Raw genomic sequence first — 24862 nt, forward strand, 5'->3', positions numbered from 1 at the left:
TCCGGAAGTGAGCGAGTGGCGGTGACGTGAGCGAAGACGGTCAGCCATAGCGGATTCCGAGTCTGTCGAGGCGAACGCACACCTTAGGGACCATCGTTCGACCGCGCAGGTCCGCCCAGATCCATCGCCCGACGTCGAGTCCGAGGTCACGGAGTTCGTCCTCGCGGATCTTCTCGCGGATTACAATGCTCTCCGGGTCTTCGTCTCGCCGCATGCCACGGCGGTACTTCACGAGTCCGTCGAACTCTCCGACGAAGACGTCGTCGAGGCTGAAATCACAGAACGCTCGCCCGCCGGAGCCGAGGCGGTACTCCACCTGCAGGTCCATCACCGGGAGTCGAGCCTCGATCATCTGCGCTCGGCTCCACGACTCGCCCGGCGATTCAGACCGCCCGTCGGCGAGCGCGTGAGCCCGCCGGACGAGAGCGATGCCGTGCCGTGGCGCGCTCAGCAGCCGCGCGGCCTGTTCGCGAACCTCGTGGTCGGCGACGATGCCGTCGAAGGCGGTCAACGCCTGCGCGAACGTCCCGGCCGCGAGTGCGACGTCGACCGCGGTCCGTGCAAGGCTGGTGACCAGTACGCCGCCGATCTCGACGACGTCGTCTGACGGCAGGAGTCCGGCGTGGATGATGCGCCGCGACCGGCGCGAGCCCCCGGACTCCCGCCCCGTGGTCACGTGCACGCGACCGCGGTCTGGGCCGAGCAACCGCAGTCCGTGCACGGCGGCCGCGGAGTCGTGACTGAGGACGGGGCGCCCGGGGCCGGTCGCTGCCGCGACACATCTCGCCCGGTACAGCACGTCGTCTGCGTCGTCGTTGTGGGTTACCGGAGTGGGCACGTACCGGCCGCGCGCGACGACGCAGAGCTGCCCCGCGTGCACTGCCCGCGCGATAGTCTTCTCGCTGATCCCGGCGTCGAGCGCGACGTCACGGTGGATGATTCCGAATCGATCGACAGGCCACATACTGCGAAGTAGACACCGGATCGCCGAAAGGCGCACCCCGTTATCCACAGGCGGGCAATTCGCCGATCCTCGCTCACCTCGACGCTCTTCGCTCACTTCCGGAAGTGAGCGAAGAGCGTCGAGGTGAGCGGAGGCTCGTCATTCCTCGTCGGCCATCTCCCCGGGCGCCCGGCCCGTCTCGAGCAGGACTTTGAAGGCGTCCTCCTCGAGGATGGGGACCCCGAGCTCCTCGGCCTTGGCCGCCTTACTGCCCGGCGAGTCGCCGACGACGACATACGAGGTCTTCTTCGACACCGAACCCGAGGCCTTGCCCCCGCGCGAGATGATGGCCTCCTTCGCGCCGTCACGGGTGAAGTCGACGAGCGAACCGGTCACGACGATAGTCTTGCCCTCCAGGGTGCGCTCGATCGACTCGTCGCGCTCGTCCTCCATCGACACGCCCGCGTGACGCCATTTGTCGACGATGTCGCGGTGCCAGTCGACGGTGAACCAGTCGTGCACGCTCTGCGCGCGGGTGGGGCCGAGACCGTCGACGGCCGCCAACTCGTCGACGGTCGCCTTCTCGATCCGCTCCAGCGAACCGAACTCGGTGGCGAGGGCGCGGGACGGCGTCGGACCGCAGTGCCGGATCGAGAGAGCGACGAGGACCCGCCAGAGGGGAACCTGCTTGGCCTTGTCGAGGTTCTCCAGGAAGCGACGGCCGTTGGCCGACAGCGCGCCGTCCTTCGTGGTGTAGATGTCGGTGCGGAGCAGATCGTCCTCGGTCAGCGAGAACAGATCGCCCTCGTCGGTGAGCACGCCGCTCGATAGAAGCGCCTGTGCGCCTTCGTATCCCAGCGCCTCGATGTCGAAGGCGCCGCGGCCGGCCAGATAGAACAGTCGTTCGCGGAGTTGCCCGGGACACGTCTGCTGGTTGGGGCAGCGGATGTCCTTGTCGCCCTCCTTGGCCGGTGCCAGCGTGGTCCCGCACTCGGGGCACTCGATCGGCATCACGAACGCGCGCTCGGTGCCGTCTCGCAGATCGACGACGGGGCCGAGCACTTCCGGGATCACGTCGCCCGCCTTGCGGATGGTGATCGTGTCGCCGATCAGGACGCCCTTGCGCTCCACCTCGAACGGATTGTGCAGCGTCGCACGGGACACCGTCGACCCGGCGACGGTGACCGGCTCCATCTGCGCCCAGGGTGTCACGCGGCCGGTGCGCCCGACGCCGACCATGATGTCGAGGAGCTTGGTCGTCACCTCCTCGGGCGGATACTTGTAGGCGATCGCCCAGCGCGGGGCCCGCGAGGTGGCGCCGAGACGCCGCTGCAGGGTCACATCGTCCACTTTGACGACCAGCCCGTCGATCTCGTGGTCGAGTTCGGGCGAATGCCGATTCTCGCCCCAGTAGGTCACCGCGTCGAGCACGGCGTCGGCGCCGGTCACCTTGCGGGTGTGCGAGGAGACGGGCAGCCCCCAGTCGGCCAATGCGAGATACGCGTCGTGCAGGGACCCGGGACGCCAACCGTCGATGCGGCCGATACCGTGACAGATCATCCGCAGATTCCGCTTCGCAGTGACCTGCGGGTTCTTCTGGCGCAGCGAGCCGGCCGCCGAGTTGCGCGGATTGGCGAACGGCGGCTTCCCCTCGGCGACGAGGGAGGCGTTGAGGTTCGCGAAGTCCTCCAGCCGGAAATAGACCTCGCCGCGGACCTCGAGCAGGTCGGGGACCGGTCGTTCGTCGGTCGCGGTCAGCTCGTGCGGGACGCCGACGATGGTGCGGGCGTTGAGCGTCACGTCCTCTCCGGTGCGCCCGTCGCCGCGCGTCACACCGCGGACCAGGACGCCGTTCTCGTACACCAGGGACAGCGCCACGCCGTCGATCTTCAACTCGCACAGGAACTCGATGCCCGCCCCGGCGTCGGACTCGGTGCGCGAGACCCAGGCTCGCATCTCGTCGGCGTCGAAGACGTTGTCGAGCGACATCATGCGTTCGAGGTGGTCGACAGAGGCGAAGTCGGTGGAGAACCCGCCGCCGACGAGCTTGGTCGGCGAGTCGGCGACCGCCAGCTCCGGGTGCGCCTTCTCCAGCGCGAGGAGGCGCTGGAACAGGTCGTCGAACTCGCCGTCGCTGACGACCGGCGCGTCCTGGACGTAGTACCGGAACTGGTGTCCGCGCACCTGCTCGGCCAGCTCGGCCCAGTGCCGGGCGGCGTCGTCGGAGTCGGAGTCTCGCGTCTGCGGATCGGTCACCGGTTCAGATTAACGCAGCCCTCCGACACGGCTACTCTGGCAGAATGCCGCACCCGATCATGTTCGACGACGCCGACCCGATCCTCGCCCGGGTCCGTGCGTGCGCGCTCGCATTGCCCGAGGCCACCGAGAAGATCGCTCACGGACGACCGACCTTCCGCTGCGGCAAGATGTTCGCGATGTACGGCGGATCCCGCAAGGGTGAGACGCGCTCCCCGATCGACACGGCGCTGCTGATCATCCCCGATCCCGGCGAGACCCAGGCCCTCGAACAGGACGCGCGCTTCTTCGTGCCCGCCTACATGGGCGCCTACGGCTGGCTCGGCATCGACCTGGCCGACCACCCCGATTGGGACGAGGTCGCCGAACTGCTCGACGCATCGTTCCGGCAGATCGCGCCGAAACGGGCGGTCGCGGCGCTGGACGGCTGACGGACCCGATGCTCGGCGGCCCGCCGTCTCCGGCCGGAGCCGCCCGTCTACAACGCGTCGGGATCCTGTGTCAGGAGTTCGGCGGTCTGCGAGGCCAGGCGCAGGGCCGCGGCGGCCCAGGTGGGTGATGCGTCGGCCAGATCCGAGTGCGGAGTGAGCACGAACCCGTCGCGCAGCACGGTGCGCGGCAGGCCGAGTTCGTCGGTGGTCGCGGCCACGCCCTGCGCGATCTGCTCAGCGGTGATCGGTGCGACGGGTGGTCGCACGGGCACCACGCCCGCCATCACGACACCGCCGGAGTCGAGATATTCGCCCATCTTGTCCTTCTCGTCGTCGGGCAGCGGACGGGAGAAGTCGACGGTCACCGAGTACGAGGTGAGCAGGCGGCACAGCTCAGGATGCGGCCGCGCGCCGGTTCGCAGGATCAACGGTCGGGCGATGGTCGCGGCCATCTCTTCGAGGCATTGGGCGATCATCGGCGCAGGCACCGGTGGGATCGGGTCGAGTCGTGTCAGCGGAGTGACGCTGCCGTTGAGGATCGCCTCGAGTTCGGGTTCGTCGAGCTGCACCACGACCCGGGCGCCGAGCCGTCGTTCGAGTTCGCGAACGTGGTCCACGAGACCGTCCGCCATCGACTCGACGAGATCGAGGCGAGCGCCCCTGTCCCGCACCATCTTGTGGCCGTTGCGCAGTTCGACGAGGGCCGCGAAGCTCAGCGGCCCCAGCACCTGCGCCTTGAGCAGACGGCCGGTGTCGATCAGGCCTTCGGCGTCCCAGTGCTCCTCGAGCGCGTCCAGGTCGCGCGCCAGGAAGTCGCGCGCCAGGCGGGTCACCCTCCCCGGCCGCGATGTCATCCGATACACCTCGTGGACGTACTCGAACGGCATGTCGATCAGTATCGCGCCCGCCCGGCCGACCGGGTCGGCGCCCACCCCGCGGTTCGGCAGCTCGGGGACGAAGGCGAAGTCGGTCTCCCCGGAGACGATGCGCACCGCCTCGGCCGGATCCAGGCCCGGCATCGCCCCGAGTCCGGTGCCGAGCCCCGCGGGTACGCCCCCGACGGGTTCGCTCACGCGTGCGCCTCGACGGTGTCGGCGATCCGGCCGCACCCCAGAACCAGGTCGCCGGCGGCCTCGTCGGAGGCGTACAGCACCGCGGCCTGACCGCGTGCGACGCCACGCAGCGGCGCCCGCAGGTCGATGCGCATCGCCGCGGCGCCGTCCACCTCGATCGGTGTCGCGACGGCCGGTGCGAGGCCACCGTGCGCGCGGACCTGCACGGTGCACTCGACCGGGCCGTCGGGCGTCACACCGCTGGTCCAGATCGCCTTGACCGCGGTCAGCGACGTCACATCGAGATCGGCCGCACCGCCGACGGTCACCGTGCCCGAGGCGGGGTCGATGCCGGTGACGTAGCGCGGCTGCCCGTCGACCGCGGGCGCCTCGATGCCCAGCCCCTTGCGCTGCCCGATGGTGAACCCGTGCACACCGTCGTGGTCGGCCAGCTTCTCCCCCGTCGACGAGTCGACGACGGCGCCCGGCCGCACACCGATCCGCGATCCCAGGAACGCCCTCGTGTCGCCGGACGGGATGAAGCAGATGTCGTGCGAGTCCGGCTTGTTCGCCACGGCCAGACCCCGGCGTTCGGCCTCCTCGCGGATCTGAGGTTTGGGAGTGTCCCCGATGGGGAACATCGCCCGCCCGAGCTGATCGTGGTCGAGGACGGCCAGCACGTACGACTGGTCCTTGTCGCCGTCGACGGCGCGTCGCAGCTCACCGTTCCGCAGTCGCGCATAGTGACCGGTGGCCAGGGCGTCGAAACCGAGGGCGCGCGCACGCTCGGCGAGCGCCGAGAACTTGATCTTCTCGTTGCAGGACAGGCACGGATTGGGGGTCTCGCCCGCGGCGTAGGCGGCGACGAACTCGTCGATGACGTCCTCTTTGAAGCGGTCGGCGAAGTCCCACACGTAGAACGGGATGCCGAGGACGTCCGCCGCCCGTCTCGCGTCGTCGGCGTCCTCGCGTGAGCAGCACCCGCGCGAACCGGTGCGCAAGGCCCCGGGCGCCGTCGACAGCGCCAGGTGCACGCCGACCACATCGTGTCCCGCCTCGACGGCGCGCGCCGCGGCCACCGCCGAATCGACGCCGCCGCTCATCGCAGCCAGAACTCGCATCGTCTACTCCCCTCCCGTTCGTGCCCCGGACGCCGACAGCATCCCGGCCGTCCGCGCACGGTCGGTGACCTCCTCGATCACCCGTGCCACGGCGGTCACCTCGTCGTCTGTGTTGTCGTGCTCGAGCGAGAAGCGCAGCGATCCGCGCGCGGTCTGCTTGTCCAGTCCCATCGCGAGCAGGACGTGACTGGCCGCCGCCACCCCGGCCGTGCACGCCGATCCGGTGGAGCACTCGACGCCCTTCGCGTCGAGGAGCATGAGCAGCGAATCGCCCTCGCATCCGTCGAACGACACGTGCACCAGTCCGGGGAGTGCGGCGTCCTCGTGAGCCAGCGCGCCGTTGACGCGCGCGCCACCGACCGACGTCAGAACGCGTGCGAGGCGGTCGCGAAGCGCGATCACGTACGCGGTGCGTTCATCGCGGCAGGCCACGGCCTCGCGCAGCGCGGCCGCCATGCCCGCCGTCGCGGGCACGTCCTGGGTTCCCGACCGAATGTCGCGCTCATGACCGCCGCCGTGCAGCAGCGGAACGCACGCCACATCGCGCTGCAGAAGCAGCGCGCCCACCCCCTGCGGTCCGCCGAACTTGTGGCCCGCGATGCTCATCGCCGCGAGTCCGCTCGCGGCGAAGTCGACCGGCAGATGGCCCACCGCGGCGATGGCGTCGGAATGGACGGGCACCCCGTACTCGGCGGCGAGCGCGGCGATCTCGCTGATCGGCTGCACCGTGCCGACCTCGTTGTTGGCCCACATCACCGAGATCACCGCGACCGTGTCGGCGTCGCGGGCGAGCAGTTCGCGCAGCGCGTCCACCCGTACGCGGCCGATCTCGTCGACGGGAAGGACCACGAGGTCGGCGCCTGCCTCGTCGGCCAACCACTGTGCCGGGTCGAGCACCGCGTGATGCTCGACAGCCGACACGACCACCTTGCGGCGACGATCGTCCTCGCGACGACGCGCAGCGTAGATTCCCTTGACCGCGAGGTTGTCGGCCTCGGTGCCGCCGCCGGTGAGGATCACCTCGGACGGGCGGGCGCCCAGATCGCGGGCGATCGACTCGCGCGCCTCCTCCAGGATGCGGCGGGCGCGTCGGCCCGAGCCGTGCAGCGACGACGCGTTTCCGGGCAGCGCCCAGGCCGCAGCCATCGCTTGAGCGGCCGCAGGGACCAGCGCGGTGGACGCGGCGTTGTCGAGATAGACCGAGGGGCGAGACGTGGGCATGACTCGTCCCAGGATAGCCGCGGCCGTCACCGCGGGAAAATCACCGCACGACCTGGCCCGCTCGCAGGACGCCGCGGCGGTCGAATCGCACGGCCAGCGCCGACAGCCACGATCGGGTCTCCTCGTCGTAGCACGCGGCGATCACCGCCTGATCCGAGCTCGCCGAGAAGTTCGGCAGCCGTCGACCGTCCGAGTAGTCGGCCATCGATGCGACGAGAGCCGACACCTGGCCCGCGGCGATGTCGGCCGCCTCCGGCGCGAGGACGCCGACGGCGTACAGGTGGGCGACGGCGTCGCGATGGCACACCGCGCTGTCGACTCGGGGCGCCTGCGCGAAACGGCCGCCGAGCAGCCTGATCTCGACGACGGCGAGACCCGTCCGGACGTCGGGTCCGGCGTGCCGGAGGATCTCGTCGACCACGCCGTCGGACAGGTCGCGCAGCAGTACGCCGCCCTCGACGACCGGCATCGGGTCGACCGGGTCGGCGTGAACGGCGCCGATCGCCGCGTACGGCATGGTTCCGACGGTGTCCAGGATCGGGTCGGCGGCGGCCCGGATCGGCGCGAGGACGGCCTCCGCGCGCTCGGGTGTCGTGAGGGCGGCGTAGCGCACCGCGACCGTGGTCCGGCCCGCCAGCGGAGCGGGCACGCCCGGCAGGTCGGGCAGCCGCATCACGGCGACGGAGGTGTCCGCGTCGTCGGGCAGTGTGTCGGTCCAGGCTCGCCACCGGCGCAGCACGACCTCGGCGTCGGCGGCGTCGAAGTACATCGCACCCGCGTACAGGGTCGCGATCGGCAGCAGATCGATCACCGCCTCGGTCACGACGCCGAGGGTGGCCTTGCCCCCGCGCAGTCCCCAGAACAGTTCGGCGTTCTCCGACGGCGACGCGTGGACGAGTCGTCCGTCACCGGTGACGACCTCGAATTCTCGGACGTGGTCGCTCGAGCAGCCCACCGCGCGCACGAGCGGACCGATGCCGCCGCCGGTGAGGAAGCCGATCACGCCGACCGAAGGCGCCGAACCGCACAGCGGGGCGAGACCGTGCGGTGCGGCGGCCTCGAGCACCTGTTGCCACCGGACGCCCGCACCGACGCGCGCGGTCCGCTCCCGCGGGTCGATCTCGATAGCGGTCATGCCGGACGTCCGCACGAGCAGCGACGTGCCGTCGACGGTGACGGCTCCGTGGCCGGTCGCATGCACGGCGACGGTCATGTCGTTCGCGCCGGCGAAGCCGACCGCCGCGACCACGTCGCCCGCGTCGTGGGCGTCGATCACCGCCCATGGTCGGCGGTCCACGGCGACGTTGAATCCGACCGTCGGGTAGCCGTGGTCGACGGGACGGTGCACCGCGCCGCGAATCCGTTCCCGGAGTTCGGCGACGTCGGCTCGGTCGATGGGGTGCGCTGCGGTCATCGTGCGGCTCCTGCCGGTCTGAGCGGTGCGCATCGGCGCGCACCCGTCTCGAGGACAACCGTCAGCCCGGCCGCTTGACCTCTTCTTGGCGTCGGCTTGGCACGGCTCGCAGAGCGGCGTCGGCGACCGCGGGAATCCCCAGTTCTCGTGCCCGGTCGGCGATCGCCACCAGCTCGCGGTCTCGCTCGGCCGACGCGTCGGCTCGCGCGGCCGCGAACAGCCGACACCGGAGCAGACCGGGTTCGCTGCCGCCCGCCTGCACCAGCGTTCGCGCCCGGAACAGCGCCGAGGCGACCTCCCACTCCTGCCCGAGGATGTCGTAGAGGCCGGCCAGTGCCAGGTCGACGGGGCCGACACAGCCGACCTGACCGACCGTCGCGATGTGCCCGCGGAACGGTGCGAGCACGTCGACGAAGGTCTGCGCGTACTCGTCGAGCCGCAGCTCGACGACGAGATCGGCCAGGATCACGGCTTCGGCCAGCGAGGTCCACAGCATCGGACGATCGTCGGCGGCCCACGCGTCGATCATCGCGCGGATCAGATCCTCGTCGCCGTGCTCGACGGCGACGGTCGCCACCCCGGCGGCGAGCAGCCGCGGCACCGGTCCGTCGGGCGCCGCCGAGACGACGCCGCGCACCCAGGCCATCCGGTCACCGCCCCCGGTCCCGAGGACATCGTCGACGACGTCGTCGAACATGCCGCGCTGACTCGCGGTGGCCATCAACGCCAGCGCCCCCGATCCGGCCACATACAGCTCGGTCTGCCGGTGCACGGCGAGGGCGGTGCGGAAGTGCTGCTGGGCGGTCGGGAAGTCGCCGTGCCACACCGCGAGCGCGGCCTCCATCCAGCGCAGCTGTGCGCGTAGGACCGGCAACCGCATCCGTTCGCTGCCCGCGATCGCGGACCGCAGGCGCGCGCCCGTCTCGTCGACGTCGCCGAGGCACATCGCCGCCATCGTCACGACCGAGCCCGCGATCACCTGGTCGAGTGCGCTGTCGACGTGCGGCAGCGCGATCAGTTCGTCGGCGAGTTCGATGAGTTCGGCGGCGTGCGAGGACACACCCGAGTACGTGATGAGTCGAGCGAGCAGCGCGTCGGCCGTCACATCGGGTTCGCCCAGGTCGACGGCGATCGCGGCCGCCCGGTCGAGGTAGCCCGCCGGAACCCCGGCGTCCCGGTGGTAGCAGTGCCCGATGGCGAGGGCGCCGAGGACCCGGACCAGGGACGGTCGGTCGCGCTCGGCCAGACTCAGCGCCGATTCGAGGGCCGCGTGCAACGAACCCGGCGCGGCGTCGGGTGCGATCCACGGCCACCCGCCGCCCGCCCGGAGCAGAACGCCCGCGAGCCTGCCGACGGTCACCGCGCTGTTCTGCTGCACAGCGGCGACGATGCGCTCCTCGACGGTGTCGAGCACCACCTGAGCCCGCCCCGCCCGCACCTGCGCGCGCAGCATGCCGACGAGCAGTGCGTCGCGGTCGTCGATCGAGGCGCCGGGTCCGGCGAGCGACTCGTGCGTCTGCAGAGCCCGACCCAGCCAGTGCGCCGCGCTCTCGGAGTCCCAGCGGCGGGTCGCATCGTCGGCTGCGGCGCGACACGCGGCCACCACCTCCTCGACCGGCGCCACCGGCAGCGCGTCGAGCAGGTGTGCGGCGCGACGAGCCGTCGCCCCGGGATCCGTCCGGCCTTCGTACAGGGCCGCCACCCGCAGGTGGATGCGACAGCGGCGCAGCGGGGCGAACGTCGCCGCCGCCTCGTCACGGAGCAGGGCGTGCGCGAAGACCAGGCCCGCACGATCGGGCGACCCGACGACGATCCGCTCGTCGACGGCGTCGTCGAGGCAGTCGGCCACCTCGTCGCGTCGTCGGCCGGTCAACACGGCGAGCAGTTCGACGTCGATGTCGTCGCCCATCACCGCGGCCTGGCCGATCACCTCGCGAACCGTCGGATCGAGCGTGGCCAGGCGACGCCGCAGCACCGACCGGACGGCGGCCGGGACGGTGTCGCGGCGCTGTTCCGCGGGCAGGCGGGCGTATTCGCTGACGAACAGCGGATTGCCGCCGGTCCGAGCGGCGATCTCGTCGGTCTCGGTCGCGGTCGGATCGACGCACGACACCGCGCGCACGAGTTCGCCGACCGCGTCCCGGCTCAGCTGAGGCACCGATGCGAGAGTGCCGCCGTCGCGGGCGACGGTCTCGCACAGCAGTCGGGTCGCATCGCCGCCCTCCTCCTCTCGGAGAGTCACGACGATGTGCACGGCCGACTCGCGCAGCACCGGGACGAGGTAGCGGAGAAGGCCGGTCGACATGGCGTCCGCCCACTGGACGTCGTCGACGACGACGGTGATCGGCGTGTGCGCGCTGACGCTCTCGAGCAGATCCTGGACTCGCTCGTACACCTCGAAGCGCGCCGCATCGGCGTCTGCGCCGTCGGGCACCGACAGCAGCTCGGTGTCGACCTCGAGTGCCCGACACAGCTGCCGCAGCGGCCACCAGGCCGGCACCCCCTCGGCGTCGGGGCAGCGGATCCATACCACCCGCTCGCCCGCCGCCTCCGCCAGCCGGACCGCTTCCTCGGCGAGCCTGGTCTTCCCGATCCCCGCCGGACCGATGAGGACCGTCCACCGGGTCCCCGGTGCGACGGCGCGCTCACGAAGCATCCCGACCAGGTTCTCGCGGCCGATGATCCGCGTGTCGTCGATGACGGCCGCGTCGACGATCCGGTCACCGGCGTCGCTGCGAGCGGCTCCCGCCGGGGCGGGCGAGACGACGGTGCGGGCACCGGACCATCGCGGATCGAGCGGCCACGCCGACAGCTCCGGATCCTGCCGCAGGATCGCGGCCTGCAGATCGCGCAGCTGAGCGCCGGGATCGATGCCGAGTTCGTCGACCAACGAGCGTGTGTGCGCGGCGAACACCTCGAGCGCGCGACCTGCCCGGCCGTCGCGGTACAGCGCCACCATGTGCAGCCAGACACTGCGATCGCGCAGGGGGTCGTCGCGGCACAGCGCCTGCGCCCGCCCCAACGCCTCGGCCACGTCGCCGCGCGCCAGGAGCGCGGTGATGTGCGCGTCGGCGGCGGCCATCCGCAGTTCGTCGGGGGCCGCGGCCTCGGCCGCGATCCACTCCTGATCGTCGAACTCCTCCAGCAACCGGCCGCGCCAGAGGTCCAGGGCGCACGCGGATTCGGCGAGTGCGGCGTCCCAGTCGCGGGCGTCGACGGCCTCGCGCGCCCGTGCGACGCACTGTCCGAGTTCGACGACGTCGAGGAAGTCCGAACCTATCTGCAGCCGATAGCCGGGGCTGACGCGCTCGATCGGCGACGACCCGTCGTCGGCGCGCAACAGCCGACGCAGATTCGAGATGTAGGCCTGCAGACTGGTCGCGACCGCCGCGGGCGGATCGTCGCCCCACACCGACTGCTCGAGACGGCCGGTCGACACGACCGCCCCGCGCGCGAGGAGCAGCGCGGCGAGTACGGCCCGCTGTTTCGGCGGCCCCGGATCGATCACGGCGTCGCCTCGACGGACGACGAGCGGCCCCAACACCAGGTACTCGCGCGCACGCGTCTGCTTCACGCCGGAGATTCTAGTATCGCGACGTCGGAGTTCACCCGGTTTGCACGCATCCAGGTCGCGGCGACCACCGCGCCCGCCACGGCGATCCCGCAGCTCGCCCAGAGCGCGACGTGCAGGCCGTCGACGAACTCGTCGGGCGAGCCGCCCGCGAGGACCGACCGGGCGGGAAGCAGTGCACCGAGAGCAGCCACGCCCAGCGCGATGCCCGACTGGCGGAAGGCGTCGTTGATCCCGGCCGCGAGCCCGGCGTCGTCGTCGCCTCCCTCACCGAGGATCACCGAGCTCATCACCGGATTGAAGGCGCCCGCGCCGATACACGCGACGATGAATCCCGGCACCATGGCCGTGCCGTTCGAATGCACACCGCCGACCGTCATCAGCGCCATTCCGGCGGCCACCGCGATGAGTGAGACCGACAGGACCAGCCACGGCGGCGTCTGTGCGAGGAAGCGATCGGTGGCGCCCGCCACGAACAGCATCACCACGGTGCCCGGCAGATACACGAGCCCGGCCTGGATGGGGGTGAGTCCGAGGACGCCCTGCAGGTACACGGTCACGTAGACGAACACGGCGAACATCGACGCCGATATCGCGAAGACCGCGATCTGCGCGCCCGCGAAGGCGCGGTTGGCGAACAGTCCGAGCGGCAGCATCGGCTCGGCTGCCGTCGCCTGGACCGCCACGAACACGATGAGCGCCGCGGCTGCCGCGCCGAGGGCCGCGACGGTCACCGGATCGGTCCATCCTCGGTCGTTGGCCTCGACGAGGCCGTAGGCGAGAGCGCCCAGCCCCACCACGACGGCGACCTGTCCGCGGTGATCGCCCCGCCGCGGTGTCGAGCTCCGCGACTCCTCGACGCGTCGGGTACCGACGAGGATCGCCAGTCCGATCGGGACGTTGATCAGGAAGATCGCCCGCCAGTCGAGGAGTTCGGTCAGGACCCCGCCCAGCAGCGGTCCCACGGCGAACGCGGCGCCGATCGTGGCGCCGTACGCCGCCAGCGCCCGGGTGCGCTGCCTGCGGTCGCCGAACGCCGCCGCGAGCACGGCCAGCGACGACGCGAACAGCAGCGCGGCCGCGACGCCCTGCACGATGCGGGATGCGATGAGCATTCCCATGCCCGCGGACGCCGCGCACAGCACCGACGCCGCCGTGAAACCGATCGCACCCACCACGAAGACGCGGCGCCGACCGACACGGTCCGACCACGCCCCCGCGCTCAGGACGATCGTGGCGAGAGCGAGGGTGTAACCGTCGACGACCCATTTCAGGGCGCCCATTCCGGCGTCGAACTCTCGAGCCATGGCCGGGAGCGCCGTGTTGACCACCGCGATGTCGAGCATCAGCATTGCGGTGGCCGCGCAGACCACCGCCGTCGTCACACGTTGGACGGAGTCGAATCCGCTCGGTCGTTCTGAAGTGTCCATGGGTCCTGTCCTCGGTCGACGGCGTTGTCGAGGACAGGTTCTGCGGATGCGCTTGGAGCGGGCTTGAGAGCCACTTGGTGCGGTGCGGGGACTCCGACGATCTGCTCCTCGCAGACGTCGGCCAGGTGGCGTCGATCCGGCACCGGCAGCACCAGGTCGAAGACGGTGACCTCGACCGTCAGCTCGCGTGCCGACACGATCCGGGAGAACGTGGTGCCGATCGTGTCGTCGCCGATGAACCCGGCGAGGGTGGTCGGACGACCGGACTCGCTGTACGACAGCCTCATCGGGACGATCGGCGCGCCGGCGTCGACGGCCGCCTGGAAGAACGCCGGTCGGAACCGTCCGGCCGCCCCGCCGCACCAGGTGGTGCCCTCGGGGAACACCGCGACGCTGCGGCCCCGGTCGAGGATTCCGGCGACGCGGTCGACGAGCGGACGCAGCCGGCCGAGGTCTCCCCGAACGTGTGAGAGCACTCCGAACAGCTTCGCCACATAGCCGAATCCCGCCATCTGCAGGACTTCGCGTTTGGCGATGAAGCGCGCGGGCGCGACCGATGCGACCGCGACGATGTCGAGGAAGGAGATGTGATTGGCGACGATCAGCGCGCCGCGCAGACGCCGGGCCGTCTCGGGGCGCCGGTCCTCGATCGTCAGGCGCACCCCCATCGACGCCAACGCGATGCGCGCGCTGCGTCGCCAGTACCGGTGACGTGCCCGGCGCGGCATCGCCATCGTCGCGACACCGAGCGCGAGCACCAGGACCGCGAACGTGCCGAACGCGGCGAGCCGAGTCCACACCCGCAGGCGGGAGACCCGCGGGGTGTCCGGGACGCAATGCGCACCGCACGGGCTGACCGGCACCCACGGGTTGGTCGCCATCGGAGCCACCGCCGTCAGTCCGCGCTCTTGAGCCGGGCCATGGCGCCGCGGAGCCGATCGACGTATCTCGCCTCACCGCGGGTCCGGTCGAGCACGGTGAAGAAGTCGCCGACGTCGAAGACCGCGTCGAAGGCCGGTTCGCCGCAGACCCGCGAGCCGAGGCGGGTGTAGCCGCGCAGCAGGGCGGGCAGTCGCAGCTTCTCCGGCGGTTCCAGTTCGTCGAGCCCCTTGCCGTCGACCTCGACGCCGATGTGCGGGAAGACCTCCCACTCGGCGCGGTAGGATTCGCGCGCCAGGTCGCGGATGCCGCGCAGTTCACGGCCTCGGCCGATCGGCGAGTCGAGCGGCACCGACACACAGCCCATCATGTACCGGTAGCCGCCGTCCTCCAGGTAGCCCAGGAGCGCGGCCCAGAGCATCGCGGTGACCGCGCCGCTGCGGTGTGCCGGATCGACCACGGCGCGTCCCATCTCGACGGTCTCGCCGCGGATCGGGTCGAGTTGTGCCAGGTCGAACTCGCCCGCCGAGTACCAGCCGCCCGCGGCGATCGCGCGGGGCGGCGGGAGCACGCGGGCGCAGCCGACGAGGGCGTCGGTCGCCAGATGCCGGACGAGCAGGTGTTCGCAGTAGTCGTCGAACGAGTCGGCGTCGCGGCGCGACGTCGCGTCGCCGATCGAGTCGGAGTAGCCGGGCTCGTTGTTGAACACGTCGAAACGCAGACGCTGCGCCGCATGAACGTCGTACGGCTGGTCGGTGATCGACACCTCGTAGTCCCCACCGGACAGAAGCACTGTGCGCCTTGCCGAACTCATCACTGTCATGTCTGCAGTCAACGAGATGCACGGAACCCGGCGGTCACGACGGCGTGACGTGTCCGCACACGCGGGGTGAACAGACGACGACACCCGGCCGGAGGCGCCCGGCCGGGTGTCGTCGCGTCAGATCAGCGCATGATCACTTGCGCTTGTTGATCTCTTCGGTCAGCTGCGGGGCGACGTTGAACAGGTCGCCGACGATGCCGAAGTCGCTGATCTCGAAGATCGGAGCCTCTTCGTCCTTGTTGACGGCGACGATGGTCTTCGAGGTCTGCATGCCCGCGCGGTGCTGGATGGCGCCCGAGATGCCCAGGGCGATGTACAGCTGCGGCGAGACGGTCTTACCGGTCTGACCGACCTGGAACTGGCCCGGGTAGTAGCCGGAGTCGACTGCCGCGCGCGATGCGCCGACGGCTGCACCGAGCGAGTCCGCGAGGGCTTCGACGACGCTGAACTGCTCGGCCGAACCGACGCCGCGGCCACCGGAGACGACGATCGACGCCTCGGTGAGCTCGGGGCGGTCGCCGCCGACGTTGGCCTCGAAGCCGGTGATCTTGACGCCGTTCTCGGCCTGCGCCGGAACCTCGACCTCGACGACCTCGCCGGCGCCCGCGGCCGGAGCCGCCTCGACGCCGCCCGGACGGACGGAGATGACCGGGGTGTCGCCGCCGGCCTGGGCGTCGACGGTGAACGCACCACCGAAGATCGAGTGGACGCCTGCGCCGCCTTCCTTGACCTCGACGACGTCGGCCAGCAGACCCGAGCCCAGACGCACCGCGAGACGGCCCGAGATCTCCTTGCCCTCGGCGGTCGCGGCGACGAGGACGCCCGCGGCGCCGTTGGCCTCGGCGAGCGACGAGAGGACGTCGACCTTCGGCGAGACGAGGTAGTTCGCGACGTCGTCCGACTCGGCGACGTAGATCTTCTCGGCGCCCGCCTCGGCGAGTGCGGCGGTGACGCCCGCAGCCGAACCGGGCTTGCCGACGACGACGGCTGCCGGGCTGCCCAGTGCGCGGGCGGCGGTGATGAGCTCGCTGGTGACCTTCTTCAGTCCACCCTCGGTATCCTGCTCGACGAGCACGAGTACTTCAGCCATGATTCTTCTCCTGAATGTCTTTGGTAGTCGCTGATACTTCGGGCGGGGCTCAGATGATCTTCTGGCCGACCAGGAACTCAGCGACCTTCACGCCGCCGTCGCCCTCGTCCGCGACGCGCTCGCCGGCGGTCTTGGCGGCCTTCGGGGTCACGCCAGTCACCGTGCTGCCCGCGTTGGCCAGACCCACGGTGTCCGCTTCCACACCGATCTCGGCGAGCGTCAAGACGGCGACTTCCTTCTTCTTGGCGGCCATGATGCCCTTGAAGGACGGGAAGCGCGGCTCGTTGATCTTCTCGTTGACCGAGACGATGGCGGGCAGCTGTGCCTCGACGTGGAAGATGCCCTCGTCGGTCTCGCGCTCGCCCTTCAGGGTCTCGCCGTCGATCTCCAGCTTGCGCAGGTGAGTCAGGTGCGGGAGCTCCAGGTACTCGGCGACCATGGCGGGCACGGCGCCGACGCGACCGTCGGTGGCCTCGTTGCCGGCGATGACCATCTCGACGCCCTCGACGGTGCCGAGCGCGCTGGCGATCACATAGGCGGTCTGGACGGCATCGCTGCCGTGCATCAGGTCGTCCTTGATGTGGATGGCCTTGTCGGCGCCCATCGAGAGCGCCTTACGGATAGCGTCGGTGGCGCGCTCGGGACCAACGGCGAGGATGGTCACCTCGCCGCCGTCGCGCTCCTTGATCTGCAGTGCCTCTTCGACTGCGCGCTCGTTGATCTCGTCGAGAACGGCGTCAGCGGCTTCACGGTCCAGCGTGTAGTCGCCATCGGCGAGCTTGCGCTCGGACCAGGTGTCGGGAACCTGCTTGATCAGAACGACAATATTCGTCATGGGTCTTCGTCGACCTCCTGCGTCGGGTTCGGCAACTTACCGGCCGGTAAGGCCCTGGGTCATATTTCACTGTAGCGGCTGAACACCGCGCTAGAGAACGTGGCGTCTCTCATAGGTCGCTCCCGCACGACTCATGCCGATCCGGCGGGCCCGCGCCGTCGGCGGTTGAAGACGCGCGACCGGTGTCCACTACGCTCATGCGAATGAGCGAACCCCAGTCCGCCGATCAGCTCGCCCTCACCGGCGAGCGCACCGTTCCGGGCATCCCCGCCGAGAACTACTGGTTTCGACGACACGAGGTGGCCTACGAGTTCATCGTACGACGCTGCGGCGGGCTGGACGTGCTCGAAGCCGGGTCGGGCGAAGGCTACGGCGCGGCGATGATCGCCCGTGCGGCCCGCTCGGTGACCTGCGTCGACTACGACGTCCAAGCGGTCGAGCACACACGACGCGTGTATCCGGAACTGGCTGTGCACCAAGGGAATCTGATCGACTTGCCGCTCGACGACGCATCCGTCGACACGGTGGTCAACTTCCAGGTGATCGAGCACCTGTGGGATCAGAGCGAGTTCGTCCGCGAATGCCACCGAGTGCTTCGCGGCGGCGGCGAGCTCCTCATGAGCACCCCCAACCGCATCACGTTCTCCCCCGGCCGCGACACACCGCTGAATCCGTTCCACACCCGTGAACTCTCGGCCAGCGAACTGACCGAACTGCTCTCCGACGACGGCTTCGACATCAGTGCGATGCTGGGCGTCCACCACGGACCGCGTCTGCGCGAACTGGACGCCAAATGGGGCGGCTCGATCATCGACGCCCAGATCGACCGCGCGTTGGCCGGACAGGAATGGCCCGAGGATCTCGTCGCCGACGTCGCGAGCATCACCGTCGACGACTTCGAGATCCTGCGCTCGACCGACTCCGACATCGACGCCAGTCTGGACCTGCTGGCCGTCGCCGCGCGCTACTAGAGTCCCCATGAGCGCGCGCGTACCCGGACAGTTCACCCTGGTCCTGCACTCTCATCTGCCGTGGCTGCCCAATCACGGACGGTGGCCGGTCGGCGAGGAGTGGCTCTACCAGTCGTGGGCCGACAGCTATCTACCCGTGTTCGGAGCACTCCGTCGCCTGGCCGCCGACGGCTTCACCGATCAGCTCTCCCTGGGGATCACGCCGGTGCTGGCCGCTCAGCTCGACGATCCGTACGCCGGATCGTCGATGTACGAATGGCTGGCCGACTGGCAGTTGCGCGCGATGGAGGCCGCACTCTCGAGCGATCCGGTGCGAGCCGACGCGGGGACGCGTGAATTCCGCTCCGCGGCAGCGGCTCTCACCGATTTCGAGACGCAGTGGCGGCACGGCGGCAGCCCGCAGATCCGTCCGCTCGTCTCGTCCGGAGTGATCGAACTCCTCGGCGGGCCCCTCGCCCATCCGTTCGCACCGCTGCTCGATCCGCGGCTGCGTCGCCTGTCTCTGCACGAGGGTCTGGCCGACGCGCGGCTGCGATGGGGCACCCGCCCGACGGGCATCTGGGCGCCGGAGTGCGCGTACACGCCCGGTATGGAGAGCGAGTACGCCGCCGCGGGCGTCCGGCACTTCATGGTCGACGGTCCCACACTGCATGGCGACACCGCACTCGGCCGGCCGGTCGGCGACAGCGGCGTCGTCGCCTTCGGTCGGGATCTGACAGTGAGCTACCGGGTGTGGTCGCCCAAGTCCGGGTATCCCGGTCACGCGGATTACCGCGACTTCCATACGTACGATCACGAGACCGGGTTCAAGTCGGTGCGAGTCACCGGGAAGACGGTCCCCGCCGAGAAGAAGAAGCCGTACGATCCGGCGCGGGTCGACGCCGCGATCGACAAGCACGTCGACGACTTCATCGGCGCCGTCCGGGACCGACTGATCGCCGAATCCGAGCGCATCGGACGGCCGGCGCTGGTGGTCGCCGCGTTCGACACCGAACTGTACGGGCACTGGTGGCACGAGGGGCCGGTCTGGCTGGAGCGTCTTCTCCGTCGTCTCCCCGAGGCGGGGGTCTCCGTGGGCACGCTCGACACCGCGCGCCGGAACGGCTATGTCGGCGACGCGGTGGATCTCGACGATTCGTCGTGGGGGTCCGGCAAGGACTGGCGAGTCTGGGAGGGACCGCAGGTGCAGCATCTGGTGCAGTTGAACTCGGAGGTCACCGCGACCTCGTCGGACAGCCTCGACAAACGGAGGGTGCCGTTCGGACCCCGCGACGAGGTCGCCGACCAGATCCTGCGCGAGACACTGATGACCGTGCAGTCCGACTGGCCGTTCATGGTGTCCAAGGACACCGCGGCCGGGTACGCCCAGGATCGCGCGTACAAGCACGCGCACGCCACCCGCGAGATCTGCGCGGCCTCCGACTCCGGGAACGACGCGCAGGCGCTGCGTCTGGCCCGCGGGTGGCGCCGCGCCGACAACCTGTTCGGCGCTCTCGACGCCCGCAGGCTGGAGCAGCGGTGAGCGCCCGACCGGTGCGGGTGCTGATGGTGTCGTGGGAGTACCCGCCCGTCGTCGTCGGCGGACTGGGACGGCACGTGCACCATCTGGCCGAGGCGCTTGCCGAGTCGGGCGTCGACGTGACGGTCCTCACGCGCCGTCCGTCGGGAACCGATGCGTCCTCGCATCCGACGGTCGACACGGTGGTCAACGGCGTCCGCGTGATCGCCGTCGCCGAGGATCCGCCGGAGTTCGAGTTCAGTGTCGACATGATGGCCTGGACGCTCGCCATGGGTCACGCCTTCATCCGGGCTGGTCTGGCGCATCTGCGCGGCGGTCCGCCACCCGACGTGGTGCACGCTCACGACTGGCTGGTCGCCCATCCCGCCATCGCTCTCGCCGAGTTCTTCGACGTGCCGCTCGTCGCGACCCTGCACGCCACCGAGGCCGGTCGCCACAGCGGCTGGGTGGCCGGCCATGTGAACCGACAGGTCCATTCGGTGGAGTCCTGGTTGGCGCACGACGCCGATGCGCTGATCACCTGTTCGGCGTCGATGCGCGACGAGGTGACCGCCCTGTTCGGTCCGGCACTCGCACCGATCGCCGTGATACACAACGGAATCGACGTCGACGCATGGAGTTTCGCACCGCGCGCCGAGCACGACGGTCCGCCCGAACTGCTGTTCGCGGGACGGCTCGAATACGAGAAGGGCGTCCAGGACCTCATCGCCGCGCTGCCGGTGATCCGCGCCGATCACCCGGGAACCACGCTGACCGTCGCCGGTGAGGGCACCCAACTGGCCTGGCTCCGCGAGTTGGTGATCGCACACGACGTGGTCGACGCCGTGACGTTCCTCGGTCGCCAGGACCACGAGCAACTCGTCACCCTGATGCACCGATGCGACGCGATCGTCCTGCCGAGCCGCTACGAACCGTTCGGCATCGTCGCACTGGAGGCCGCGGCCACCGGGATCCCTCTGGTCACCTCGTCCGCGGGCGGACTCGGTGAGGCCGTCACCGACGGCGAGACCGGCGTGACGTTCGCCCCGTTCGATCCGGCCGGGCTCGCGGCCGCCGTCGTCGGGGCCCTGGACGAACCCGACGTGTCCGCCGCGCGTGCGCGGCGCGCCGCGGACCGGCTCACCGCGGAATTCACCTGGAGCGTCGTCGCCGAGCGCACGGCGACGATCTACCGCTCGGCCGTCCGACATGCGCGGACCGCGCTCGCCCGCCCGACGATTCCGCTGCGCCCGCTGCCCGACCGCGACCGCGAAATCTGAGTCGTCGACACATCCGTCCCGTCGCACCCCGCGATCATCTATTTCACTTCGGTAACGTTTCCACGGCGAGCGAAAGGGATGATGCGGGACTAACGGATGATTCGGGTGGGATCGACGCCCACACCCCGATGGTGCGTGATCCATATCACGAAGGGTCCTCACGATGAACAGACGAACTAAGGGTGCCCTCGCCATTGGCGCGGGAGTCATCATTCTTCTCGGTGGCGCGGGTTCGTACGCGCTGTGGAGTGACACGGAGGACATCGCGGGCGGCAACATCCAGACCGGTGACTTCGGCCTGGATTGCGGCACCGGTGAGTGGACCGACGAGAGCGCCACGACCAACGGCGGCACGGCGATCAACCCGACCAGCGACCTCATGGTCCCGGGGGATGTGTGGCAGTACGCGGGGACGTGCCTGGTGACCGCCACCGGTAAGAACATCGATGCCACGCTCGGCGTCGAGGGCATCGGCGGCGACGACCTGCCCTCGTCGAATTTCGCCGTCACCACCACCGTCGACGGCACCGACACCACCACGACGCCCATCTCCGTGGCGGACGGGGACAGCCTGCCGGTGACGGTCACGCTGGAGTTCAAGGACACCACGACCGGGACCGAGGACACCGACGTTCCGGTCGACGTGTCCGGTATGAAGGTCACGCTGCGCCAGGTGCGCCCGGCCTGATCGACCTTCTCCCCGTGACCCGACGACGTGCTCTGATCGCCGCACTCGGCATCCTGGTGGCCTCACTGATCTTCGGCTCGGTGCGGACCACCGGTGCCTTGTGGGCAAGGGATTCGGACACTCCCGACGGCCAGTTCACCACCGGCCGGTTCGGCATCTCCGCCGACGGGGGTTCCGGCCAGTCGTTCACGTTCGGGCTGGGTAAGAACGGCGTCGTCGTCGACGAGACGGTCTCGGCACCGCTGACGATCACGAACATCGGCACGCCCCCGATCAGTTTTCAGGTGACCCACGCCGGTCCGGCGGTCAGCACGGCAGGGGCCGCGGTACAGGTCGATCTGTCGGCGACGGTCGGGGGCTGCGACACGACCGGTGTGACGGCGTTCTCGGTCCACGGTGCCACCTCGACGGGTTCGACGGCGACCGGCAGCCCCCGTCCGCTCGCGCCCGGCGCCGCCGAGACCTGGTGTGTGCACGCGGTCCTGAAATCCGCCTCCGGCACGTCCCCGGCGTCGTACCGGATCGTGCTGACCTTCCGCGCGGATCAAACACTCGCATGAGCGCCAGAGACGACACAGTCGAACACCAGGACGTCCCTCACCGATCGGTGCTGGGACGCCTCTGGCAGGCGACGTCCTGGGTGCTGCTCGCCGCCGCATTCGCCATCCTGTTCGCCGCCATCGTGATTCCCAAGATCTCCGGCGGCGCGCCGTACACCGTGCTGACCGGATCGATGCGGCCGACGTATCCGCCGGGCACCCTGGTCGTCGTGCGACCGGTCGCCGCCGGATCGATCCGGGTCGGCGACGTGATCACCTACCAGATACGTTCGGGCGACCCCGCGGTGGTCACCCACCGGGTCACGGAAGTGACCCACGCACCGAACGGAGAGCTGCGCTTCACGGCCCGAGGCGACGACAACGATGCCGCGGACCCGCTCCCGGTGCGGCCGGTCCAGGTCCGCGGGGAGGTGTGGTACTCGATTCCGTACTTGGGCTATGTGAACACCTGGTTCACCGGAGTCCGGCGGTCCGTCATCGTCTTCGTGCTCGCCGGACTCCTGTTCGCCTACGGAGCGTGGGAACTGTACGCCGCACACCGCGAACAGCGCCGCGAACCGCCCGAGGACGCGTCGGTCGCCGCCGATCCGCCGACCGAACCCCTGAAGCCCACATCACTACCGACCGCGACTGAGGAGGACCACTCGTGATCGCACGCCTCCCGCGCTCGACCTCCCGTCGGATACGGGCCCTCCTCTCGTGCGGCATCGTTCTGGGCGCGGGCGCCGTCGGCACCACCGCACTGTGGTCGACGACCGCGGCGACCACGTCCGCGGAGTTCACCACGGCCGACGTCAAGATTCGGGCGGGCGACGCCGAACCGTACTCGTTCACCTTCCCCGGCAGTCTCCTGCCAGGAGGAACGACGGCGCAGATCGTCGACGTCCACAACATCGGATCGGCCGCGTTCGTGTACACGGCGTCGAGGTCGAGCACGACCGCTCTGGGTCAGGCAATGCAGTTGACTGCGGTGCACGGCGGGTCGGTGTCCGGCACGACGTGCACCGGCGGCACGACGGTCGTCTCCAATACGTCGGTCCCCGCCGGCCCGACGCAGTTCTGGACGTCGTCGCCGACCGTCCTGGCCGTCGACGGAGTCGATTCCTGGTGCTTCCAGTTGACCCTTCCCACGGGCGCCCTTCCATCACTGGCCGCCCAGACCGGGAATGTCCAGTTCCTCTTCGTCGCGACGGGAACGGCGTCATGACAACGCTCGCCGACCGCCGGGCGGCCGATATCGCGCTCACCGTCGGCGCGGTGCTCGGTTCGCTCTGTCTGTTGGCCACGGCACTCGCGGTGGTCACCGGTCTGCGCCCCGTGATCTTCGAGACCGGGTCGATGAGTCCGGCGATCAGCACCGGTTCGCTCGGCCTGAGCCGCACGGTCCCCGCCGCCGACGTCCACCGCGGCGACGTCGTCGGAGTGACTCGACCGGACGGCACCCGGGTGACGCACCGGGTCGAGTCCGTCGACGGGAGACTCGGTGATTCGGTGACCTTGACGCTCAAGGGCGACGGCAACACCGTCACCGACGCCCGCCCGTACGCGGTCACCGAAGTGGATCGCGTCTACACCACCGTGCCCGGTCTCGGATACGTCGCGATGTGGCTGAAGAACCCGTACACGATCGCCCTCGAAGCACTGGTGCTGCTGGGTCTGCTCGCGGTCGCGTTCGCACCCAGAGACGGCTGGCGCGCTACCTCGACGGGTCGACGCATTCTGATCGGCACGGCCGCGGCGACAGTCGCCACGGTCGCCGTCACGGGCGCCGTGACGCCGGGACGATCGGACGCCGCCCTCACCGCACAAGCGCACGCAACCGGCAGCGTGCAGACCGGGCGACCGGCCAATGCGGCGTGGCTGCGCTGCAACGATACCGGCGGGTTGCTCGGCCTGGGCAGTTCGGTGACCATGACCTGGCCGAATCCGCCGGGCACACCCACCGGTCTGACGTATGTGCTCACCGTGCAGGGCCCGAATGCCACCCCGCAGGAGCACACGTACCCGGCTGCCACCGCCGGCAATCCAGTAGTCGTCAACGCGGCCAATCTGGGCCTGCTCAGTTGGCTCGTGGCACTGCTGGGCAACATCGTCGGGGGCGGACAGGTCACGGTGTCGTTCACATTGACGACGAAGGTCGGGAACTTCACGTCGGCGACCTCGCTCACTCAACTGGTGACCCTGAAAGGCACCGGGTTGCTCGGCCTGGTCCCGGCGCTCACCTGCAACACCGGCGGCGACGAGGGCGTCGTCACCACACCGCAGAACAAACTCACGACGGTGTCGCCGACCCATCAGCTCTCGACCGCCCAGAACCCCTCGTCGTCCGCGACCTCATCGTCTGCGGTCACCCCGGCACCAGCGCCGTCCGAGGCGTCGCCATCCGAGCCCGCGCCGTCAGAGGCGTCGCCCTCAGAGGCCGCACCGACGCAGACGCCCACCGCGACTCCGCAGGCCCCTCCTCTACCGCCCGGCGGCGTGCTCACCGACTCCGGAGCGTTCGCCTACTACCGGGACGGCGACGACCTGACGATCCGAGACACCGCGACCGCCACCGTCGTCTACAGGTACACCGTCCCGGCGGACTGCAGTGTGCACTGGCAGTCGGGAACCGAGCAACTGGTCGTCACCGCCCCCGACGGAACGGTGACGACGATCAGCCGCATCGACCAGGCCTGGCGGGAAGTGGTCGTCGCCCCGTCACTCGACGCAGACACCTCCGCGCCGGCGACCGAGCGGCCGGCAGCGTCGGGACCGAGCACGGGTACGGACACCGATGTCGATCCGTGACGCGTAACG

Annotated in this window: 21 protein-coding genes; 9 read left to right on the top strand and 12 right to left on the bottom strand. The window is 70.1% G+C overall.

Annotated features, from left to right (window positions below; translation table 11 throughout):
• Positions 1-40: 40 nt before the first annotated feature.
• Positions 41-964, bottom strand: a complete 924-nt coding sequence (locus BKA16_RS18510; RefSeq protein ID WP_183372053.1) for a type IV toxin-antitoxin system AbiEi family antitoxin domain-containing protein — start codon at positions 962-964, stop codon at positions 41-43.
• Between the two features lie 138 nt (positions 965-1102).
• Positions 1103-3199, bottom strand: coding sequence for an NAD-dependent DNA ligase LigA (gene ligA / locus BKA16_RS18515; RefSeq protein WP_183372054.1), 2097 nt, complete (start codon positions 3197-3199; stop codon positions 1103-1105).
• A 44-nt stretch (positions 3200-3243) separates the two neighbouring features.
• Between ligA and BKA16_RS18520 the strand changes: the two genes are divergently transcribed.
• Entirely contained in the window at positions 3244-3630 is a 387-nt protein-coding gene (locus BKA16_RS18520) for an MmcQ/YjbR family DNA-binding protein (protein WP_183372055.1), read from the top strand.
• A gap of 47 nt (positions 3631-3677) precedes the next feature.
• Here BKA16_RS18520 and BKA16_RS18525 read toward each other — a convergent pair whose 3' ends face one another.
• From BKA16_RS18525 to BKA16_RS18570, 10 genes are all read right to left on the bottom strand, one after another.
• Positions 3678-4703: a uroporphyrinogen decarboxylase/cobalamine-independent methonine synthase family protein gene (locus tag BKA16_RS18525; protein WP_343067511.1), complete on the bottom strand. Its 1026-nt coding sequence runs from the start codon at positions 4701-4703 to the stop codon at positions 3678-3680.
• On the bottom strand, positions 4700-5803 hold the full coding sequence (gene mnmA, locus BKA16_RS18530) for a tRNA 2-thiouridine(34) synthase MnmA (protein WP_183372056.1): 1104 nt from the start codon (positions 5801-5803) through the stop codon (positions 4700-4702). The genes BKA16_RS18525 and mnmA overlap by 4 nt, the downstream gene beginning before the upstream one ends.
• Before the next feature lie 3 nt (positions 5804-5806).
• Positions 5807-7024 carry a cysteine desulfurase family protein gene (locus BKA16_RS18535; protein ID WP_183372057.1) on the bottom strand — a complete coding sequence of 406 codons (1218 nt, stop codon included), beginning with the start codon at positions 7022-7024 and terminating at the stop codon, positions 5807-5809.
• Between the two features lie 40 nt (positions 7025-7064).
• A complete protein-coding gene (locus tag BKA16_RS18540; RefSeq protein WP_183372058.1) occupies positions 7065-8438 on the bottom strand; it encodes an FAD-binding oxidoreductase in 1374 nt (457 codons plus the stop codon).
• Between the two features lie 61 nt (positions 8439-8499).
• Positions 8500-12012: a BTAD domain-containing putative transcriptional regulator gene (locus BKA16_RS18545; RefSeq protein ID WP_183372059.1), complete on the bottom strand. Its 3513-nt coding sequence runs from the start codon at positions 12010-12012 to the stop codon at positions 8500-8502.
• Positions 12009-13439, bottom strand: coding sequence for an MFS transporter (locus tag BKA16_RS18550; RefSeq protein WP_183372060.1), 1431 nt, complete (start codon positions 13437-13439; stop codon positions 12009-12011). The genes BKA16_RS18545 and BKA16_RS18550 overlap by 4 nt, the downstream gene beginning before the upstream one ends.
• Positions 13391-14320: a lysophospholipid acyltransferase family protein gene (locus BKA16_RS18555; protein ID WP_183372061.1), complete on the bottom strand. Its 930-nt coding sequence runs from the start codon at positions 14318-14320 to the stop codon at positions 13391-13393. Before BKA16_RS18555 ends, BKA16_RS18550 begins: the two co-directional genes overlap by 49 nt.
• A 14-nt stretch (positions 14321-14334) precedes the next feature.
• Positions 14335-15141 carry a GNAT family N-acetyltransferase gene (locus BKA16_RS18560; RefSeq protein ID WP_183372062.1) on the bottom strand — a complete coding sequence of 269 codons (807 nt, stop codon included), beginning with the start codon at positions 15139-15141 and terminating at the stop codon, positions 14335-14337.
• A 133-nt stretch (positions 15142-15274) separates the two neighbouring features.
• Complete coding sequence (locus tag BKA16_RS18565) at positions 15275-16231, bottom strand: electron transfer flavoprotein subunit alpha/FixB family protein (RefSeq protein WP_183372063.1); 957 nt, start codon at positions 16229-16231, stop codon at positions 15275-15277.
• A 49-nt stretch (positions 16232-16280) separates the two neighbouring features.
• Positions 16281-17066, bottom strand: a complete 786-nt coding sequence (locus BKA16_RS18570; protein WP_183372064.1) for an electron transfer flavoprotein subunit beta/FixA family protein — start codon at positions 17064-17066, stop codon at positions 16281-16283.
• 197 nt (positions 17067-17263) lie between these two features.
• Between BKA16_RS18570 and BKA16_RS18575 the strand changes: the two genes are divergently transcribed.
• From BKA16_RS18575 to BKA16_RS18610, 8 genes are all read left to right on the top strand, one after another.
• Positions 17264-18037 carry a class I SAM-dependent methyltransferase gene (locus BKA16_RS18575; protein ID WP_183372065.1) on the top strand — a complete coding sequence of 258 codons (774 nt, stop codon included), beginning with the start codon at positions 17264-17266 and terminating at the stop codon, positions 18035-18037.
• 7 nt (positions 18038-18044) lie between these two features.
• Positions 18045-19559 (top strand): 1,4-alpha-glucan branching protein domain-containing protein, encoded by a 1515-nt coding sequence (locus BKA16_RS18580; protein ID WP_183372066.1) that lies wholly within the window; start codon positions 18045-18047, stop codon positions 19557-19559.
• 11 nt (positions 19560-19570) lie between these two features.
• Complete coding sequence (locus BKA16_RS18585; protein WP_183373171.1) at positions 19571-20815, top strand: glycosyltransferase; 1245 nt, start codon at positions 19571-19573, stop codon at positions 20813-20815.
• A 163-nt stretch (positions 20816-20978) separates the two neighbouring features.
• A complete protein-coding gene (locus tag BKA16_RS18590; protein ID WP_183372067.1) occupies positions 20979-21503 on the top strand; it encodes an alternate-type signal peptide domain-containing protein in 525 nt (174 codons plus the stop codon).
• 14 nt (positions 21504-21517) lie between these two features.
• Positions 21518-22063, top strand: coding sequence for a hypothetical protein (locus BKA16_RS18595; RefSeq protein ID WP_183372068.1), 546 nt, complete (start codon positions 21518-21520; stop codon positions 22061-22063).
• A complete protein-coding gene (locus tag BKA16_RS18600; protein WP_183372069.1) occupies positions 22060-22713 on the top strand; it encodes a signal peptidase I in 654 nt (217 codons plus the stop codon). Before BKA16_RS18595 ends, BKA16_RS18600 begins: the two co-directional genes overlap by 4 nt.
• Positions 22710-23270 carry a hypothetical protein gene (locus tag BKA16_RS18605; RefSeq protein WP_221246916.1) on the top strand — a complete coding sequence of 187 codons (561 nt, stop codon included), beginning with the start codon at positions 22710-22712 and terminating at the stop codon, positions 23268-23270. The genes BKA16_RS18600 and BKA16_RS18605 overlap by 4 nt, the downstream gene beginning before the upstream one ends.
• Positions 23267-24853: a signal peptidase I gene (locus tag BKA16_RS18610; protein ID WP_183372070.1), complete on the top strand. Its 1587-nt coding sequence runs from the start codon at positions 23267-23269 to the stop codon at positions 24851-24853. Before BKA16_RS18605 ends, BKA16_RS18610 begins: the two co-directional genes overlap by 4 nt.
• Positions 24854-24862: the final 9 nt, after the last annotated feature.

Origin of the sequence: Gordonia humi (assembly GCF_014197435.1) — a bacterium.
GTDB classification, from domain to species: domain Bacteria; phylum Actinomycetota; class Actinomycetes; order Mycobacteriales; family Mycobacteriaceae; genus Gordonia; species Gordonia humi.

Coding starts and splice junctions, on each gene's coding strand:
- BKA16_RS18510 (WP_183372053.1), bottom strand. CDS start 964: ATGTGGCCTGTCGATCGATTCGGAATCATCCACCGTGACGTCGCGCTC.
- BKA16_RS18520 (WP_183372055.1), top strand. CDS start 3,244: ATGCCGCACCCGATCATGTTCGACGACGCCGACCCGATCCTCGCCCGG.
- mnmA (WP_183372056.1), bottom strand. CDS start 5,803: ATGCGAGTTCTGGCTGCGATGAGCGGCGGCGTCGATTCGGCGGTGGCC.
- BKA16_RS18535 (WP_183372057.1), bottom strand. CDS start 7,024: ATGCCCACGTCTCGCCCCTCGGTCTATCTCGACAACGCCGCGTCCACC.
- BKA16_RS18540 (WP_183372058.1), bottom strand. CDS start 8,438: ATGACCGCAGCGCACCCCATCGACCGAGCCGACGTCGCCGAACTCCGG.
- BKA16_RS18550 (WP_183372060.1), bottom strand. CDS start 13,439: ATGGACACTTCAGAACGACCGAGCGGATTCGACTCCGTCCAACGTGTG.
- BKA16_RS18555 (WP_183372061.1), bottom strand. CDS start 14,320: ATGGCGACCAACCCGTGGGTGCCGGTCAGCCCGTGCGGTGCGCATTGC.
- BKA16_RS18560 (WP_183372062.1), bottom strand. CDS start 15,141: ATGACAGTGATGAGTTCGGCAAGGCGCACAGTGCTTCTGTCCGGTGGG.
- BKA16_RS18565 (WP_183372063.1), bottom strand. CDS start 16,231: ATGGCTGAAGTACTCGTGCTCGTCGAGCAGGATACCGAGGGTGGACTG.
- BKA16_RS18570 (WP_183372064.1), bottom strand. CDS start 17,066: ATGACGAATATTGTCGTTCTGATCAAGCAGGTTCCCGACACCTGGTCC.
- BKA16_RS18575 (WP_183372065.1), top strand. CDS start 17,264: ATGCGAATGAGCGAACCCCAGTCCGCCGATCAGCTCGCCCTCACCGGC.
- BKA16_RS18580 (WP_183372066.1), top strand. CDS start 18,045: ATGAGCGCGCGCGTACCCGGACAGTTCACCCTGGTCCTGCACTCTCAT.
- BKA16_RS18590 (WP_183372067.1), top strand. CDS start 20,979: ATGAACAGACGAACTAAGGGTGCCCTCGCCATTGGCGCGGGAGTCATC.
- BKA16_RS18600 (WP_183372069.1), top strand. CDS start 22,060: ATGAGCGCCAGAGACGACACAGTCGAACACCAGGACGTCCCTCACCGA.
- BKA16_RS18610 (WP_183372070.1), top strand. CDS start 23,267: ATGACAACGCTCGCCGACCGCCGGGCGGCCGATATCGCGCTCACCGTC.